This is a genomic window from Arthrobacter sp. 05T444, assembly GCF_056395905.1.
Window position 1 is genome coordinate 29559 of sequence record NZ_JBFTKK010000029.1, and the last position, 16624, is coordinate 46182.

The following is a 16624-nucleotide window of genomic DNA, read 5'->3' on the forward strand; positions in this document are numbered from 1 at the left end:
ATCGGCTTATGTCATTCCTTGTCAATCATCTCGTCGATTTCGGTCAGGGCGTGCTGGTGACTCTGGGACTCGTTCTCCTGGGCGCCACCGGTTCGATGATCCTGGGGACGCTGCTCGCTGCACTACGGACCAGCCCCGTCAGGACGGCCCGGGCGGTCTCCTCGGCCTACGTGCTGATCTTCCGGAACGTGCCGCTTCCCGTACAAATGGTGCTGTTTGTCTTCGGCCTCCCGGTCCTGGCCATCCAGTACTCGCTCTACGCCTCGGCCGCGATCGTCTTGGTGCTCTACACGGCGCCGTTCGTGGCCGAAACCCTGCGTTCGGGCTTGAACACCGTAGACCGCGGCGAGCTTGAAGCCGGGCGCGCCCTGGGCTTCGGGCCAATGGCGTCCCTGAAGCTCATCGTCCTCCCGCAGGCCTTCGCCACGGTCACCCGACCGCTGGGCAACGTCTTCATCACCATGGTCAAGAACACATCGGTCGCTGCCCTGGTGGGGGTATCCGAACTGACGTTCCTCTCGGACAAGATCGCGGTGGATGAGGCACAACCGTTCATTATCTTCGGCGGGGCCACCGTCTGCTACCTCGTTATCGGGCTGGTCATCGGCCGGCTCGTATCCGCAGTCGATCAGAAGGTGGCGTTCAGCCGATGAGTACCGTATCGCTTTTTGACCCGGCCGGTCCGCGCGGCAAACGCCGCCACCTGCTACTGGAAATCTTCACCGCCGTCATCGTGACCGCCGGCGCCTATCTGGTCTTCAGGATCCTCTACGACAAAGGCGAGCTGAGCGCTGCGGCGTGGGCTCCGTTCGCCGAGCCGGGGCTCTGGGCGCTTCTCGGCCAAGGCCTGTGGAACAACATTGCGGCCGCAGCGGTCGGCATGGTGCTGTCCATGATCACCGGGTGCCTCCTGGCGTTCGGGCTGGTCTCCACCCACACCCTGATCCGCAGGACCTGCCGGGTCTACACGGACGTCTTCAGCAGCATCCCCCTGCTCCTGCTGCTCTACTTCACGTCGCTGGTGTTGCCCAACTATGGCCTTAAACTCGGGGATTTCTGGTTCCTGGTAATCGCACTGACCCTCTACAGCGGGGCCGTCATCGGTGACCTGCTGCGCTCCGGGATCCTCGCGCTGCCACCGGGACAGGCCGAGGCCTCCCTCGCGCTGGGTTTCTCCCAGGTCGGCACGCTGCGCCTGGTCCTGCTTCCGCAGGCCCTGAGGTCCATGAGTCCCGCCCTGGTGAGCCAGCTCATCATCCTCTTCAAAGGAACGGCGCTGGCCTTTGTGCTCGGCGGTTACATGGAACTGCTGAGGTCGGCCACCGTCATCGGCCAGTACTACACCCGGTCGCTGCTGCAGGCGCAGTTTGTTGCCGCCTTGGGGTTCCTGGTGGTGAACGTCACCTTGGGCGCCCTGGCCGTGGCCCTGGAGCGCCGCCAAAACCGCCTCGCCGAGCAGGAACCGCTGCCAGTAACGGCAGCAGAACCAGACCCCGTGCCGGCCCGCCGCTGACACCCCGATGTCGCCACACACGGGCCAAGTACGCTTGGCCGGCTCTGTATACAGACGAATACTTGTAAATTCACAAATTAAGGAGACAAAGAACAATGGCTGATCAGAACGAATCCGCAGCTGAAAACCTCACAAAGGCCGACGTGATCGTCGTCGGTGGCGGCAACGCCGGCTTCACAGCGGCCCACGCCGCTGCCGTCCGCGGACGAAAAGTCATCCTGCTCGAAAAGGGCACCAAAGACATGGCTGGCGGCAACAGCTTCTACACCGCCGGCGCCACTCGCATCGTGCACAACGGCCTGGATGACCTCCAAGGGCTCGTGGAACCGGACGAACGGCACAGCCGGACCGTCGTTCCGCCCTACAGTGCTGAAGAATACGCATCAGACCTGGCAAAGGTCACCGAAGGCCGGAACGACCCGGCACTGACGGAAGTCCTCATTGCCGAGAGCCAGTCCACCCTTCGCTGGCTCAACGGGCTGGGCCTGAAGTACCGCCTGATGTACGAACGCCAGGCCTTCGAGCGTGCCGACGGGTCCTACCTCTTCTGGGGCGGCCTGCACGTGGGAAACGTGGGCGGCGGCGAAGGCCTGATCGAAGACCACACCCGGGTAGCTGCAGAGCTGGGCATCGAAGTCAGGTACGGCCACGCGGCCCAAAGCCTCATCGTTGAGAACGGCCGTGTAGCCGGCGTCGTCGTCAACACCTCTGAAGGGAAGCTGCGCCTGACGGCAGAATCCGTGATCCTCACCGCCGGAGGCTTCGAGGCCGACCCGAAGCGTCGGCGGGAGTACTTGGGCGAAGGCTGGGAAAACGCCAAGGTACGCGGCACGCCCTACAACACCGGCGACATGATCGCCGCAGCGTTGGAGATCGGCGCCACCAAGGGCGGAGACTGGGGCACCTGCCACAGCGTCCAGTGGGATGCCTTCACCGCCACCAACGAAAGCAACCGCGAACTCACCAACCGCCTCACCCGGCAAAGCTACCCGTTTGGAATCATCGTCAACACCGACGGCAAGCGTTTTCTGGACGAGGGCGCGGACTTCCGGAACTACACCTACGCCAAGTACGGCAAGGAAATTCTCAAGCAGCCCGGCTCGGTTGCGTACCAGATCTTCGACGCCGGCCTTCGGCCCATGCTGCGCAGCGAAGAATACGAGATGCCCGGCATCTCCGTTGAGGTCGCCGACACCCTCGAGGACCTGGCCGTCAAAATCGGCATCGACCCGGAAAGCCTGTCCAAAACCGTGACGGACTTCAACAACTCGATCGAGCGCTCCATCCCGTTCGACCCCAACATTAAGGATGGCCGGAAGGCCGCCACCGAACCGGTCAAGAGCAACTGGGCCGCCCCCATCGAAACCGGACCCTTCTACGCCTACGGCGTCACCTGCGGAATCACGTTCACCTTCGGTGGCATCAAGTCCGACACCCACGGCCGCGTCCTGGACGCAGACGGCAAGCACATCGAAGGCCTGTTCGTGGCAGGTGAAATGCTCGGCGGACTATTCAGCGTCAACTACCCCGGCGGCACCGGACTTGCTGCCGGATGTGTCTTCGGGCGGCGAGCCGGAGTCCTGGCGTAGCGCACGGTTCACTGCACTTTTTGCGATAGGCCCCGGGACTAGCGTTCCAGGGACGAACAACTGGTCCCCGATTGGACCATCATCACCGACCGCCGGCCCTATGACCGGCACAGATGGGCGCTCTTCCCGCACTCCGTCGCAACAGGCAGCCCGAAAGTCGGGCGTGGGAAGAGCGCCCATGGGGAGAGGGCAGGGTGGCGGTAACGCCGCCCTGCCTTCTCCGAAGCCCGCATTAAGCGGATTCCGTCGGTGCCCGCCAAGCCCGAACGAGGGTGGAACCCGGCCACTGGCACCACTCGGCTCCTGCCACGCCTAGTCGGGCACCACGAGTGCCGGCGTGTCCTGGCGGATGGTTTCGCCGCGGAAGAACCCCGGCCGCAGCCTGGCCATGATCAGCATGAACACCACGCCCAGGGCCAGGATGCCGATCCCGAGGACGAACACGAGCCCCACGCCGAAGACCTCGGAACCGCTGCCGAACTCCGGCGCCCAGCTGTCCGCGGCGGTCTGCAGGAAGACCACCAACAGCCCCAGGCCGCCCAGCAGCGGGCACAACAGCCGGAAGACGAAGTTGCGTGCGCTGCTGAAGACGCTGTTGCGGAAGTACCAGGCGCACGCGAACGCCGTGAGCCCGTAGTAGAAGCAGATCATCAGGCCCAGCGCCAGGATGGTGTCATTCAGGACGTTCTCGCTGATCACATGCATCACGGCGTAGAAGACCGCCGAAAAGGCGCCGGCGGCGACAGTGGCGAATCCCGGCGTCGAAAACTTCCTACTGAGGTGGCTGAACCGCTCCGGCAGCGCGCCGTAATGCGCCATGGCGAGAAGGCTCCGTGACGGCGAGGTGAACGTGGACTGCAGGGAGGCCGCCGAGCTGGAGAGCACGGCCAGCGACATCAGGATGGCGAACGGACCCATGACGGGCGAGGCCAGGGCCGTGAAGACGTTGGCGTGGTTCTCCTCGTTGTTCAGGCCGATGCCCGTGTCCCCGACGCCGGCGAACATCATGGTTGCGATGGTCACCAGCAGGTAGATGCCCAGGACGACGACGGCGGTCAGCGTGCCTGCCAGCCCGGCCGTTTTCTTGCCGTTGGCGGTCTCCTCGTTCACCGTCAGGCACACGTCCCAGCCCCAGTAGACAAAGATGGACAGGGAAATGCCGGCGGCGATCTGGCCGAACGTCTCGATTTTGGTGACGTCGAACCACTCCCAGCTGAACGGGATGGCGGTCCCGGACGAGGACCAGTTCGCGAACGCCATGCCCACGAACAGGCCCAGCACCAGGAGCTGGAATCCGACCAGCCCGTACTGGACCACCTTGGTGGTGTGCAGGCCCCGGTAGCTGACCCACACCGCCAGCGCCACGAACACGAAGCACGTGACCACGTTCAGCGGCTTGTTCGCCGCGAGGTCCGCCAGTTCCGGCGATCCGGTCAGCTGGGCCAGGAACAGATAGAAGAAGTCCACCGCCACGCCGGCCAGGTTGGACAGCACGATGATGTTGGCGGCCAGCAGGCCCCAGCCGCCCATCCAGCCAACCCACGGGCCGAAGGCCTTGGTCACCCAGGTGAAGGTGGTGCCGCTGTCGGGGGAATCGGCGTTCAGCTCCCGGTAGGCGAGGGACACCAGGATCATGGGGATGAAGCCGATGAGGAAAAAGACCGGCAGCTGAAGCCCGGCCTCGTTGACGGTGGGGCCCAGCGCGCTGGTCAGCGTGTAGGCCGGCGCGATGGTGGAAATGCCCAGAACCACGACGGCGAGGAGGCCCAGCTGCCCGCCCTTCAGTCCCTTCCCGGTAATGCCGTGCACGGTTCCCGGGGCGTCTGTGCCGGCGCCGCTGGCAGGATCGCCCGCCGGTGCGCTGGCGCGGGTGGTTTGGCTCATGACTGACCTTTCCAGGACGCAGCGGGCTGCTGCTGGGTGATGCAGTGGATGCCGCCCCCGCGGGCGAAGAGCTCGCGGGCGTCGATGCCCACCACGCGGCGCCCGGGGTAGGCGTCGGCAAGGATGCGGAGGGCCTTCTCGTCGTTGGGATCGGAGAAGGTGCAGGCGATGACTCCGCCGTTGACCACCACATGGTTGATGTAGCTGTAGTCCACGAAGCCCTCGGCGTCCGTGAGGACCGTGGGAGCCGGAACCTCGATGATGTTCCATTCACGCCCGGCCGCGTCCCGGGTGGTGGACAGGAAGCTGACGATCTCGCGGCTGACCTCGAAATCCGGGTGCGCCGGGTCCTGCTGTGAATGGACCAGCAGTGTGCCTGGCGAGGGGATGGCGGCCACGATGTCCACATGTCCGCGGGTGCCGAACCGCTCCGAATCACGGGTGAGGCCGCGCGGAACCCAGATAACGTGCCTGGCGCCGACGGTCCTGGCCAGCTCCGCTTCGATCTCCGGTTTGGTGAGCCCGGGATTGCGGCCCGGGTCCAGCTGCACGGTCTCGGTGACCAGCACGGTTCCCTCGCCGTCCACCTGGATGCCGCCGCCTTCGTTAACCAGACGGGACACGAGATGGTGGGCGCCGGACCGGCCGGCCACTTCCGCGGCGAGGAGCGAGTCCTTGTCCCACCGCGCCCAGTCCTGGGCGCCCCAGCCGTTGAAGACCCAGTTCACCGCACCAAGCCGGCCGGCGCCGTCCAGCACGAAGGTGGGGCCGATGTCCCGCATCCAGGCGTCGTTCAGTTCCGCCGTCAGTACCTCGACGGCGGGATCGAGGTAACGCGCGGCGGTATCGACGTCGTCGGGGGCCACCGCCACGGTGACCGGCTCAAACTCAACGGCGGCATTGGCGACGGCGGCCCAGACGGAACGCGCGGCGTGCGCCTCTTCGGCTGTGTCGCCCAGGGTGTAGCCGCCCGTGGGGAACGCCATCCAGAGCCGGTCCTGGCGTGCCGTTTCGGCGGGCATGCGCCACGCGCTCATGCGGTCACCTCGGCAGGCGCATAACCACTGATTGAACTGGTCGAAATCGCGGGACCCGCCTCGTCCCCGAACGGTGCATCGTGGCGGACGGGTTCGGTGAGCCGGGCATAGGTGTCCGGGCGGCGGGTGGTCAGGAACGGGAACAGCGTGAGCCAGTCCTGGCGCTGGTCCAGGTCAAGGTCCGCGACGAGAACGGCTGACTCGTTCCGCGGAGCCTGCGCCAGGATACGGCCGTAGGGGTCGGAGATGAAGGAGGTTCCGTAGAAGTTGAGGCTGCCCTCCTGGCCCCAGCGGTTCGGGACCACCATGAACAGGCCGTTGGCGATGCCGTTGCCCACAATCACCTGCTGCCACAGGGGCTGGGTGTCGAACTCCGGGAACAGCGGTTCGGACCCGATGGCCGTGGGATAGACGAGCAGTTCCGCCCCGCCGAGCGAGTACAGCCGGGCCAGTTCGGGGAACCACTCGTCCCAGCAGGTGGGCATGCCGAGGCGTGCGCCGCCGAGTTCGGCAGGCGAGTGGACTTCGTAGGCGTCATCCGCGGGCGGGCCCTGGCGGAAGAACCGGTCCTCGTAGTAGCCGGCGGTGACGGGGATGTGCAGCTTGTGCGTGCTGGCGAGCAGTTCGCCGCCGGGGGACACGAGGATGGAAGTATTCAGTCCCAAGCCGTCGTCCGAGCCGTCGGGGTTGTCCGCCCGCTGGTAGAGCGAGGCGTGGACGCAGATGCCGTGCCTGCGGGCAGCCTCGGCGGCAAAGCGGAAGGTGGGGCCGGTGAGCAGGTCCTCGGCCGCGTCAGAGGGGCGTGGCCTGGTTTGTCCGGCGAGGGACAGATCGTTGTCCGGAATCTGGTCCGCCGGATAGCGGGACAGCGTAAGTTCCGGCAGGAAGACAACTGTGGCGCCGAGGCGGGCTGCGCGCTCGATGCCGTCGTTCAGTTCGGCGCGAAGAGCCGCGGCGTTGCTGTGCCAACGGTGCTGGACGACGCCGATCCGCAGTGCCGGACGCGCGGACGGCACTGTCCGGGCCAGGGAGGAGGGTGAATCGAGGCAGGTGATTTCAATCATGATGACTACTCCAGAGAGACGACCGTCACTAAATGAATGACGTTCATTTAGTATGCACAGCCCGGCGCCGGCTGGCAAGGGTCAATTTGAATAGCATTCATATATGACAGAAATGGCAAGTAAGCTGATCGTGAAATTTTGGGCCTGCTCCTGCCTGCCCTGACCCGGCCTGCGGTAGCGTCGGAGCTACTGGACCACTCGAGGAGGACGAATGAAAGCTTCACCGACACTGACCAACAACATGCAGGCCGTGCTTGCGGACCTGATCGAACTGCACATCCAGGGCAAGCAGGCGCACTGGAACATTGTGGGGACCAACTTTAGGGACCTTCACCTGCAGCTGGACGAGATTGTCGATGCCGCCAGGGCGTTTGCTGACGACATGGCGGAGCGGATGCGCGCCCTGCACGCGCTGCCCGATGGCCGCAGCGAGACGGTGGCCAAGTCCACCAGCCTGGCCCAGTTCCCGGAAGGCCTCATCAACACCAAGGACGCGATCGACCGGATCGTCGCCGCGCTTGAGGCCGCAGTGGGCACCATGCGCAAGGTCCATGACGAGGTGGATGAAGAGGACCCCACCACCGCAGACCTGCTGCACGCCTTCATTGAAAAGCTGGAGCAGTACGCCTGGATGGTGGGTGCCGAGAACATGAAGGCCTCGGCCAGCGTCACGCAGCCCGACAGCAAGTAACCGCAGCCTAAAAATCTGAGATCCGCAGGCGGCCGACGCCCGCGGAACCGACAGAACAGCCCCGGAGTTCCTCCGGGGCTGTTTTGTGCTTTGAACCCTTGACTTTCCGGCGCCGCGGAGAATACTTAAGCATGTGCTTAACAATCAGCTGCCGGAGGATCCGGACCTGGATTCCGTGTTCCAGGCGCTCGCCGACCCCACCCGGAGGGCGATCCTTATCCGCCTCTGCGACGGCCCGGCGTCAGTCTCGCAGCTGGCCCGACCGTTTGCCATGAGCCTGCCGGCAATCCTCCAGCACCTGCAGGTCCTGGAGGGCAGTGGCCTGGTCCGCAGCGAAAAGATCGGACGCGTGCGCAGCTGCACCATTGTCCCCGCTGCCGTCCGCCGTGCGGAGGGCTGGCTCAGCTCGCGCCGGACGGCTGAAGAACGCCGCCTCGAGCGGCTCGAGTCGTTCCTTGATTCAGATGATCCACCCACAACAACAACCAGGAGTACGCCATGAGCACCCCCATCACGCATGCCAGCTTCACGTTGTCACGCACGCTCAACGCCCCGCCGTCGCGCGTTTTTGAAGCGTTCTCGGATTTCGCCAGCAAGAAGAAGTGGTTTGGCGGCCCGCCGGAGTGGAACCAGGGCGAATCAAGCCTCGAGTTCCGGGAGGGCGGCCGTGAGACGGACGTCGGAGGGCCCGAGGGCGGTTTCGTTTCGACCATGCAGGCCCTCTATTACGACATCGTGGACAACGAGCGGATCGTCTATACCTACGAGATGCTGCTGGACGGCCAGCGCACGTCCGTTTCGCTCAGCACGGTGGAGCTTCAGGCTGAGGGCGACGGTACCCTGCTGACGCTGACCGAACAGGGCGCCTACTTCACGGAGGTTGACCAGGTGGCCGGGAGGAAGGAAGGAACCGACGGCCTGCTCGATGCCTTGCAGGCCTTCGTCGAAGGCCACTGAGCAGCGGCCGCGGCAGGCCGCCATCGCTCCTCCGCCGTCGCCCTTCCGGCGGCGGGACCGGCCGGCGGCAGGCGGCCTCGGCAGCCCGCCGGCCGGTCCCTTAGCGGGCCCTCGGCACCCGGCGGAGAACGACGGCGGAGAGGACTGACGCTCCCGCCATCAGTACCAGCGCGATGGCCGCCGTGATGTGGACGCCCGAGTCGAAGGCCGCCCGGGCGGCCGCGGCGAGGGCCTCGGACAGCGGCGCCGGCAACGTTCCCGCAAGCTCCATGGCCCCCGCCAGGGTTTCCCGGGCCCGGTCCGTGGAGTCCGCGGGCGCCACCTGGGTTACGGCTGCGGGCAGTGCAAGCTGCCTCTGGTAGGAGGCGGTCAGGATCGATCCCAGAACGGCCGTACCGAGCAGTGAGCCCACTTCGTAGCCCGTCTCGGAAATCGCCGCCGCGGCCCCGGATTTCGCGGGCGGCACGGCGCCTAGGATCAGGTCGTTGGAGATTGTTTCGGCGGCACCCACGCCGAGGGCAAGGAGGAGCAGTGCACCAAGCAGCAGGGCCGGTCCGGCGGAGTGGTCGCCAAAAGCCACCAGGGAGTAGCCCGACGCGCTCAGCGACAGGCCGCCGGCCACCACGAACCCGGGCCGAATCTTCCGGACCAGCGGCACCACCAGAAGCCCCGCCACCACGGTGGCCGTCAGTGCGGGCAGCATGGCGGTCCCCGACGCCGAGGGCGACATCCCTTCCAGCAGTTGCAGGTGCTGTGCCAGGAAGAGGATGAAGCCGTTGAAGGAGAACAGCGCCAGCACGTTGGCTGTGATGGCCGTGCTGAACACCCTGTTCCTGAACAGGGACAGGTCCAGCAGCGGGGACGCGAGCCGCTGCTGGCGACGAACGAAGACGAAGCCCATGGCCATGCCAAAGGCAATGATGGACAGGGCCTGTGCGCCCGGTCCTTCGGTGGCCAGTTCCTTGATTCCGTAGACCATGGGTACCATGGTCAGCATTGACAGCAGGATGCTGGGCATGTCCACCCGGCCCGGCCTGGGGTCCCTGGACTCCGGAATGAAGAACGGGCCGAAGATGAGCAGCGGCAGCATGATGGGCGCGGCCACGAGCAGGACCGCGCCCCACCAGAACTGCTCCACGAGCCAGCCGCCGAAAATCGGGCCGAGGGCTGCGCCGCCGGAGAAGCCTGCCGCCCAGATTGCGACCGCCAGCCTGCGCCTGTTGGGGTCCGGAAAAATGTTGCGGATGAGCGAGAGCGTGGACGGCATCAGCATGGCGCCAAAGAAGCCCAGTGCGGCACGGCCGGCAATTAGCCATTCGGCGCTTGGGGCGAACGCTGTGGCGGCCGAGACTCCGGCGAATCCCATGGTGCCAATCAGCAGCAGCCGGCGGCGCCCGATCCTGTCACCCAGGCTTCCCATGGCAACCAGAAGACCGGCCAGGACCAGGGCGTAGGCGTCCACGATCCACAGCAGCTGCACTCCGGACGTATCCAGGCTCCGCGCGATTGCCGGCAGGGCGAAGGTCAGTGCGGTGTTGTCCACGGCCACGAGCAGGACCGGAAACATGAGCAGACCCAGGGCAAGCCAGTCGCGGGCTCCGCCGCTGGCGGGGGAGGGCTGTGCTGCTGCTTGCGTGATGGGCTTCTGCTGCTGGAGGTCTGCGGACGCGGTCATGCCTTAACTGTACCGTCTGGACGGTATAGTTATCAAGCGAATGACCAGAACAGGCATGATGGGAGCCATGGCCAGAAAACCAGTAGCGCGCAGTGCCGTCCTCGACGCCTTTGAGTCACTCCTCATCGAAGTAGGGGAGCGAGCAGCAACCCTGGATGCCGTGGCCGGGCGCGCTGGGGTTTCCAAAGGGGGCCTGCTCTACCACTTCCCGAATAAGGAGGCCCTGATCGGGGTCCTGCTGGACCGCCTGGACGAGCATGCCGAGGCCGATGCCCGGGCCATGGCCACGGCACCCGAAGGTGCGGCCGCCTACTTCATCAAATCCTCAGTGTGGGCAGACACCCCTCTGGACCGCGTCATTGTGGCGGCAACGCGGCTCGCAGAGGTGGCCCATCAGGAGACCCGGCGGCGTTTCGCCCATATTCAGCAGCGCTGGCTCAATGAGATCGCCAAGGATGTGGGGCCCGGGCTCGCGAAGGCGGTCCTGTACATGGGGGACGGCCTGTATTTCAATGCGATGTTGTCGATCGGGCCGGCCGCGACAGCTGCCGAGACGGCCGCCGACGTCGAAAGCCTGCTTGCCGCGCTGGAGCGGCTCCGGGACTGACCGGCCGGTGCTGAAAGCGCCGGCGGCAGTACCATCCGGCCGCTACGAGACAGTTTGCGGACGCGTTCCGGACATAGGAGAATAGCCTCTGTGGCTGTTGTCACCGCTAACTGAATATGCCTTTGATCTGCGGCGGGAGAGTTCTGCAAGTAGGTACAAGCAGGCGCCGTAGGAGCAAATCCTCCCCAGGAATCTCTCAGGCCCATGTACCGCCGCGGCAAGGCAACTCTGGAAAGTAGCAGGCTGTCCGTCTGGAGTCCCGGGATCATCCCGAAACATCAGGACATGCTGTGCTCACCGACGGTGCAAGCGGGGCTGTGCGCAAACCACAGCAACGCGGAAACTCTCAGGTCCAATACAGAGCGGGGAGGAACCCGATCGATGTGGCGTACCCTGCGCCGCCTTAGTTATGGAGTTCCCTTGACTGTCAATTCAGCCTCCACGTCCTTCGTTGACCGGCATATCGGCGCCCGCCGTGAAGCCGACGTCGACGCCATGCTCAAGGCTGTCGGCTACGACACCGTTGATGCTCTGGTTGATACCGCAGTTCCCAAAGACATCCGGCAGGACTCCCCGCTGGAGCTTGCCCCGGCCCTGAGCGAAGTTGAAGCCCTCGCCGAGCTGCGCAAGCTTGCCGCGAAGAACAAGACGGCCGTGCAGATGATCGGCCAGGGCTACTACGACACCGTGACCCCGCCGGTGATCCGCCGCAACATCCTCGAAGCCCCGGCCTGGTACACGGCCTACACGCCGTACCAGCCGGAAATCTCCCAGGGCCGGCTCGAGGCGCTGCTGAACTTCCAGACCATGGTGCAGGACCTCGTGGGGCTGCCCATCGCCAACGCTTCGCTGCTGGACGAAGCCACCGCCGTGGCCGAGGCCGTGCTGATGATGCGCAGGGCCAACAAGAACAAGGCCGCCCACGACGGCAAGACGGTGCTCGACGCCGACTGCCTGCCGCAGACCATCGCCATCGTCAAGGGCCGCGCCGAGGCCCTCGGCTTTGAGGTGGAGGTCGCCGACCTTTCCAAAGGACTGCCTGACGGCGTCATTAACGGCGTTGTCCTCCAGCAGCCCGGGGTTTCCGGCCGCGTCTTCGACCACTCCGAGGTCATCGCTGCCGCCAAGGAGCGCGGTGCACTGGTGACGGTTGCCGCGGACCTCCTTTCACTGACGCTCATCACCCCTCCGGGCGAGCAGGGTGCGGACATCGCCGTCGGCTCGGCGCAGCGCCTCGGCGTGCCTCTGTTTTACGGCGGACCCCACGCAGCCTACATGGCAGTCCAGAAAGGCCTCGAGCGCTCGATGCCGGGCCGCCTCGTCGGCGTCTCCAAGGACTCTGCAGGAGTTCCGGCCTACCGTCTGGCCCTGCAGACCCGTGAGCAGCACATCCGCCGCGAAAAGGCGACGTCCAACATCTGCACCGCGCAGGCCCTGCTGGCCATCGTCGCCTCGATGTACGCCGTGTACCACGGTCCGGACGGGCTGAAAGCGATTGCCGAAACCGCTCACCGCCACGCCAGGACCCTCGCCACCTCGCTGAAGGCTGCCGGGCTGGTCGTCCTCCACACCAGCTTCTTCGACACCGTCAGCGTGTCTGTGCCGGGCAAGGCGGCGGACATCATCGCCGCGGCCGAGGCCAAGGGCATCAACCTCCGCAGCATCGACGCGGACACCGTGGGCATCTCCACCGATGAAACGACGACGGCGGCAATTGTCGAGGACGTCCTCGGCGCCTTCGGTGCCACGGCCGTTGAGGCGACGGACGCCTTTTCCCTGGACGCCGCCGTCGAACGCTCTTCCGAGTACCTGCAGCATCCGGTGTTCAACACCCACCGCTCCGAGACCCAGCTGCTGCGCTACGTGCGCCGGCTGTCCGACCGCGACCTCGCGCTGGACCGCACCATGATCCCGCTGGGTTCGTGCACCATGAAGCTGAACGCGACGGCCGAAATGGAAGCGATCTCCTGGCCGGAGTTCGCGTCCATCCATCCGTTTGCCCCGGATTCCCAGACCGAGGGCTGGCGCGAACTGATTGCAGATCTTGAAGCGCAGCTGACCGAGATCACCGGCTATGACCAGGTGTCCATCCAGCCCAACGCCGGTTCCCAGGGCGAGCTCGCGGGCCTGCTGGCCATCCGCGGCTACCACCGTTCACGCGGCGATGACCAGCGCAACATCTGCCTGATCCCGGCCTCCGCCCACGGCACGAACGCGGCCTCGGCCGTCCTGGCCGGCATGAAGGTTGTTGTTGTGGCCACGGCGGCAGATGGCACGATCGACCACGCCGACCTCAACGCCAAGATCGAGCTGCACAAGGACGCACTGTCCGCGATCATGATCACCTACCCGTCCACCCACGGCGTGTACGACGCCGATGTCCGGGAAGTCTGCGACGCCATACACGCAGCCGGCGGGCAGGTCTACATCGACGGCGCCAACCTCAACGCCCTCGTGGGGCTCGCCCAGCCGGGCAAATTCGGCGGCGACGTCTCGCACCTGAACCTGCACAAGACCTTCTGCATCCCGCACGGCGGCGGCGGCCCGGGCGTCGGTCCGGTCGCTGCCAAGGCCCACCTGGCGCCGTTCATGCCCGGCAACGCCGCGACCTGGACCGAAGGTAATGACGTGCCCATCTCCGCTTCGAACTACGGATCAGCAGGCGTCCTGCCGATCTCCTGGGCTTACGTGAAGCTCATGGGCGGCAGCGGCCTGACCGACGCCACCAAGTCCGCGCTGCTCGCCGCGAACTACATTGCGGCGCGCCTGAACGACTTCTTCCCGGTGCTGTACACGGGCGAGGGCGGGCTCGTGGCCCACGAGTGCATCCTGGACCTGCGCGAGCTCACCGCCAGGACCGGCGTCACGGCGGAGGACGTTGCCAAGCGCCTCATCGACTACGGCTTCCACGCACCTACCCTGGCGTTCCCTGTTGCCGGCACGCTGATGGTGGAGCCCACGGAGTCCGAAGACCTGGACGAAATCGACCGCTTCATCACGGCCATGATCTCCATCCGGGCTGAAATCGACCAGGTGGCCAACGGCGACTTCAGCGTGGCGGACAGCCCGCTGCGCAACTCCCCGCACACCGCCGCCGCCGTCATCAGCTCCGACTGGGCCCGCGAATACCCGCGCGAACAGGCAGTGTTCCCGGTGCACTCCCTCAAGCAGGACAAGTACTTCCCGCCCGTGGGCCGGATCGACGGCGCTCTGGGCGACCGCAACCTGATCTGCTCCTGCCCGCCGCTTTCCGAATTTGAAAACTGAGGATCCGCCGATGTCTGAGAATTACACCGCCCTTTACGAAGAGCACAAGAAGCTCGGCGCCTCCTTCACCGACTTCGGCGGGTGGCAGATGCCGCTCAAGTACAGCTCCGAGCTGGCCGAACACCGCGCCGTCCGCAGCGCGGCAGGCATCTTCGACCTGTCCCACATGGGTGAAGTCTGGGTGACCGGCCCGGACGCCGCAGCCTTCCTGGACTACGCGCTCGTCGGCAAGATTTCGGCGATGGCCGTCGGCAAGGCCAAGTACTCGCTGATCTGTAAGGAAGACGGCGGCATCATCGACGACCTCATCGTGTACCGCCGGCCCGCTACTGCGGACACCGCACAAGGCGGTACGGACAGGTTCCTTGTGGTGCCCAACGCCGGCAACGCCCAGGTGGTTGCCCAGGCCCTCGCCGAGCGTTCCGCCGGGTTCGACGCCGTGGTTGAGGACGTCTCCGCCGCCACGTCGCTGATCGCTGTCCAGGGTCCCAAGGCCGAGGAAATCCTCCTCCGCCTGGTTCCCGCCGCGCAGCACGAGCTCGTCACCGGCCTGAAGTACTACGCCGCCGTGGAAGTTCCTTTCCTGGTGGGCGGTGCGAGCCAGGAACTTCTGCTCGCCCGCACGGGCTACACCGGCGAGGACGGCTTCGAGATCTTCGTGAACAACGACGACGCCGCCGCCCTCTGGCAGGCCATCGTCGCCATTGCGGACGAAGGGGAGCTGACGCCTGCGGGACTCGCCTCCCGCGATTCGCTCCGCCTCGAAGCCGGAATGCCGCTGTACGGCAACGAGCTTTCCCTCGAAGGGGACCCCTTCGCCGCCGGCCTGGGCCCCGTCGTCGCGCTGTCCAAGGATGGCGACTTCGTGGGCAAGGCGGCGCTGAGCGCGCTCAGGGCAGCCGGCACCGGTTCCACCACTGGCCGTAAGCTGGTGGGCCTCAAGGGGCTCGGGCGCCGTGCCGGCCGCGGCCACTACCCGGTGCTCAAGGACGGCAACGTCATAGGCGAAGTCACCTCCGGCCAGCCCAGCCCCACCCTCGGCTGCCCGGTCGCGATGGCCTACGTCGACGTCGAGTTCACCGAACCCGGCACGGCCCTGGACATCGACCTGCGCGGCAAAACGGAGCCGTTCGAAGTCGTCGCACTGCCTTTCTACAAGCGCTCAAAGTAGGCCCGTCTCCGCTGGTTGAGCTTGTCGAAACCCCTGGTCCCGGGGCCGTGGTTGGCTCCGTGGCCGGCTGGCCCCGGTTTTCACGCGTGCTGCTCCTTCGTCGCTTTGACGCAGGCTTTCGAAAACCCCGGCCAGCCGGCCCCTCGAGAGCCAAAGGTGCTGGGGATGTTCCGACTGCCGCTGGTTGAGCCTGTCGAAACTCTTTAGGCCCACAAGTAGCTCGGACCCGATCGATCTAGTAGAGCCACTGTTTCTTTCCGGAGAACTGTTGGCCCCCCAAACTGAAGTGCTGGTCGGCGGGTGAGGGGATTCCGGAAGCGTGCGTCTAAGGGAGCGTCGCGTCCGCTCAGCGGGCGCCCTCGCGACCGAGCACGCGGAGGAATTCGCTCATCCGCCGCCCAACCCGGCCACTGTCCGCATCAGCCCAGCACAACTGATTTAGCACCAAGATTTCAAAAGTAAAGGAAAAACACATGGCAAAAGTTGCCCGTGAACTGCAGTACTCCGACGAGCACGAGTGGGTTGCGCGCGAGGCCGGGAACGTTGTGTCCATCGGCATCTCCGCCGTGGCCACGGACGCCCTCGGCGACATCGTGTACGTGGACCTGCCCGAGGTTGGTTTCCCGGTGACGGCGGGGGAAACCTGCGGCGAGGTGGAGTCCACCAAATCCGTCTCGGACCTGTACTCGCCGGTGACTGGCGAGGTCACGGAAATCAACCCCGCCGTCGTCGACGATCCGGCCCTGATCAACAGCGATCCGTACGGCGCCGGCTGGCTGTTCAAGGTCGCCGCCGAATCGGAGGGCCCGCTGCTGTCGGCCGAGGAATACGCTTCAAAGAACGGCGGCGAGCTGTAAGCGCTTCGACCTCGCCGCGGCAAAAACCGCGTAGCGTGGATTAAAACAGCACGGCGGCGGGCGGCCGCCACTAGCTGCCGCCCGCCGCCGTACTGACCGGCTGCAAGCCGCGACCCGCGGCCACTCAGTCATCCGGCAGGACCATCTGCCGGGCCACAGCAAGACCTAGTTAGGAACCGACAATGGCTGTTGGAGTCTTTGACCTCTTCTCCATCGGAATAGGCCCGTCCAGTTCACACACGGTGGGCCCCATGCGTGCTGCCGCGGTGTTTGCCGAGGAGCTTAAGGCTTCCGGAGACCTGGACCGGGTGG

General features: G+C 65.7%; 15 protein-coding genes and 1 riboswitch. Of the genes, 11 read left to right on the forward strand and 4 right to left on the reverse strand.

Annotated elements, in window-relative coordinates:
- Nucleotides 1-8 precede the first annotated feature (8 nt).
- The 3 genes from AC1DD3_RS20150 to tcuA all read left to right on the forward strand — a co-directional run bounded on the left by AC1DD3_RS20150 (nucleotide 9) and on the right by tcuA (nucleotide 3102).
- Nucleotides 9-653 (forward strand): amino acid ABC transporter permease, encoded by a 645-nt coding sequence (locus AC1DD3_RS20150; RefSeq protein WP_476882376.1) that lies wholly within the window; start codon nucleotides 9-11, stop codon nucleotides 651-653.
- The gene (locus AC1DD3_RS20155) at nucleotides 650-1513 is read left to right on the forward strand and encodes an amino acid ABC transporter permease (protein ID WP_476882377.1); all 864 of its coding nucleotides are present in this window, start codon (nucleotides 650-652) and stop codon (nucleotides 1511-1513) included. Before AC1DD3_RS20150 ends, AC1DD3_RS20155 begins: the two co-directional genes overlap by 4 nt.
- 95 nt (nucleotides 1514-1608) lie before the next feature.
- Nucleotides 1609-3102, forward strand: coding sequence for an FAD-dependent tricarballylate dehydrogenase TcuA (gene tcuA / locus AC1DD3_RS20160; protein WP_476882378.1), 1494 nt, complete (start codon nucleotides 1609-1611; stop codon nucleotides 3100-3102).
- Between the two features lie 312 nt (nucleotides 3103-3414).
- Here tcuA and AC1DD3_RS20165 read toward each other — a convergent pair whose 3' ends face one another.
- The 3 genes from AC1DD3_RS20165 to AC1DD3_RS20175 are packed head-to-tail and all read right to left on the reverse strand — an operon-like array spanning nucleotide 3415 to nucleotide 7087.
- A complete protein-coding gene (locus AC1DD3_RS20165) occupies nucleotides 3415-4986 on the reverse strand; it encodes an APC family permease (protein WP_476882379.1) in 1572 nt (523 codons plus the stop codon).
- Nucleotides 4983-6023 (reverse strand): agmatine deiminase family protein, encoded by a 1041-nt coding sequence (locus tag AC1DD3_RS20170; protein ID WP_476882380.1) that lies wholly within the window; start codon nucleotides 6021-6023, stop codon nucleotides 4983-4985. Before AC1DD3_RS20170 ends, AC1DD3_RS20165 begins: the two co-directional genes overlap by 4 nt.
- Nucleotides 6020-7087 (reverse strand): nitrilase-related carbon-nitrogen hydrolase, encoded by a 1068-nt coding sequence (locus AC1DD3_RS20175; RefSeq protein WP_476882381.1) that lies wholly within the window; start codon nucleotides 7085-7087, stop codon nucleotides 6020-6022. The genes AC1DD3_RS20170 and AC1DD3_RS20175 overlap by 4 nt, the downstream gene beginning before the upstream one ends.
- A gap of 211 nt (nucleotides 7088-7298) precedes the next feature.
- Between AC1DD3_RS20175 and AC1DD3_RS20180 the strand changes: the two genes are divergently transcribed.
- The 3 genes from AC1DD3_RS20180 (at nucleotide 7299) to AC1DD3_RS20190 (ending at nucleotide 8735) form a co-directional block, all read left to right on the forward strand.
- Nucleotides 7299-7778: a Dps family protein gene (locus AC1DD3_RS20180; RefSeq protein WP_230119772.1), complete on the forward strand. Its 480-nt coding sequence runs from the start codon at nucleotides 7299-7301 to the stop codon at nucleotides 7776-7778.
- Between the two features lie 133 nt (nucleotides 7779-7911).
- Nucleotides 7912-8280, forward strand: a complete 369-nt coding sequence (locus AC1DD3_RS20185) for an ArsR/SmtB family transcription factor (RefSeq protein WP_476882382.1) — start codon at nucleotides 7912-7914, stop codon at nucleotides 8278-8280.
- The gene (locus AC1DD3_RS20190) at nucleotides 8277-8735 is read left to right on the forward strand and encodes an SRPBCC family protein (protein ID WP_230119774.1); all 459 of its coding nucleotides are present in this window, start codon (nucleotides 8277-8279) and stop codon (nucleotides 8733-8735) included. Before AC1DD3_RS20185 ends, AC1DD3_RS20190 begins: the two co-directional genes overlap by 4 nt.
- A gap of 100 nt (nucleotides 8736-8835) precedes the next feature.
- Here the strand turns inward: AC1DD3_RS20190 and AC1DD3_RS20195 are convergent, their stop codons facing one another.
- Entirely contained in the window at nucleotides 8836-10410 is a 1575-nt protein-coding gene (locus tag AC1DD3_RS20195) for an MFS transporter (protein WP_230119775.1), read from the reverse strand.
- A gap of 67 nt (nucleotides 10411-10477) precedes the next feature.
- Between AC1DD3_RS20195 and AC1DD3_RS20200 the strand changes: the two genes are divergently transcribed.
- The 5 genes from AC1DD3_RS20200 to AC1DD3_RS20220 form a co-directional block, all read left to right on the forward strand.
- Nucleotides 10478-11017: a TetR/AcrR family transcriptional regulator gene (locus AC1DD3_RS20200; protein ID WP_230119780.1), complete on the forward strand. Its 540-nt coding sequence runs from the start codon at nucleotides 10478-10480 to the stop codon at nucleotides 11015-11017.
- A 123-nt stretch (nucleotides 11018-11140) separates the two neighbouring features.
- Nucleotides 11141-11239: riboswitch (glycine riboswitch) on the forward strand.
- A 198-nt stretch (nucleotides 11240-11437) separates the two neighbouring features.
- Nucleotides 11438-14284 (forward strand): aminomethyl-transferring glycine dehydrogenase, encoded by a 2847-nt coding sequence (gene gcvP / locus AC1DD3_RS20205; protein WP_230119776.1) that lies wholly within the window; start codon nucleotides 11438-11440, stop codon nucleotides 14282-14284.
- 10 nt (nucleotides 14285-14294) lie between these two features.
- Nucleotides 14295-15455, forward strand: coding sequence for a glycine cleavage system aminomethyltransferase GcvT (gene gcvT, locus AC1DD3_RS20210; protein WP_476882383.1), 1161 nt, complete (start codon nucleotides 14295-14297; stop codon nucleotides 15453-15455).
- Between the two features lie 473 nt (nucleotides 15456-15928).
- On the forward strand, nucleotides 15929-16312 hold the full coding sequence (gcvH, locus tag AC1DD3_RS20215; protein ID WP_230119778.1) for a glycine cleavage system protein GcvH: 384 nt from the start codon (nucleotides 15929-15931) through the stop codon (nucleotides 16310-16312).
- Between the two features lie 182 nt (nucleotides 16313-16494).
- The coding region (locus tag AC1DD3_RS20220) for a serine dehydratase beta chain (RefSeq protein ID WP_476882384.1) at nucleotides 16495-16624 on the forward strand (130 nt) is incomplete at its 3' end.

What these genes read in the sequence shown, in the direction of transcription:
- AC1DD3_RS20150 (WP_476882376.1), top strand. Translation starts at nt 9, where the DNA reads ATGTCATTCCTTGTCAATCATCTCGTCGATTTCGGTCAGGGCGTGCTG.
- AC1DD3_RS20155 (WP_476882377.1), top strand. Translation starts at nt 650, where the DNA reads ATGAGTACCGTATCGCTTTTTGACCCGGCCGGTCCGCGCGGCAAACGC.
- tcuA (WP_476882378.1), top strand. Translation starts at nt 1,609, where the DNA reads ATGGCTGATCAGAACGAATCCGCAGCTGAAAACCTCACAAAGGCCGAC.
- AC1DD3_RS20165 (WP_476882379.1), bottom strand. Translation starts at nt 4,986, where the DNA reads ATGAGCCAAACCACCCGCGCCAGCGCACCGGCGGGCGATCCTGCCAGC.
- AC1DD3_RS20170 (WP_476882380.1), bottom strand. Translation starts at nt 6,023, where the DNA reads ATGAGCGCGTGGCGCATGCCCGCCGAAACGGCACGCCAGGACCGGCTC.
- AC1DD3_RS20175 (WP_476882381.1), bottom strand. Translation starts at nt 7,087, where the DNA reads ATGATTGAAATCACCTGCCTCGATTCACCCTCCTCCCTGGCCCGGACA.
- AC1DD3_RS20180 (WP_230119772.1), top strand. Translation starts at nt 7,299, where the DNA reads ATGAAAGCTTCACCGACACTGACCAACAACATGCAGGCCGTGCTTGCG.
- AC1DD3_RS20190 (WP_230119774.1), top strand. Translation starts at nt 8,277, where the DNA reads ATGAGCACCCCCATCACGCATGCCAGCTTCACGTTGTCACGCACGCTC.
- AC1DD3_RS20195 (WP_230119775.1), bottom strand. Translation starts at nt 10,410, where the DNA reads ATGACCGCGTCCGCAGACCTCCAGCAGCAGAAGCCCATCACGCAAGCA.
- AC1DD3_RS20200 (WP_230119780.1), top strand. Translation starts at nt 10,478, where the DNA reads ATGGCCAGAAAACCAGTAGCGCGCAGTGCCGTCCTCGACGCCTTTGAG.
- gcvT (WP_476882383.1), top strand. Translation starts at nt 14,295, where the DNA reads ATGTCTGAGAATTACACCGCCCTTTACGAAGAGCACAAGAAGCTCGGC.
- gcvH (WP_230119778.1), top strand. Translation starts at nt 15,929, where the DNA reads ATGGCAAAAGTTGCCCGTGAACTGCAGTACTCCGACGAGCACGAGTGG.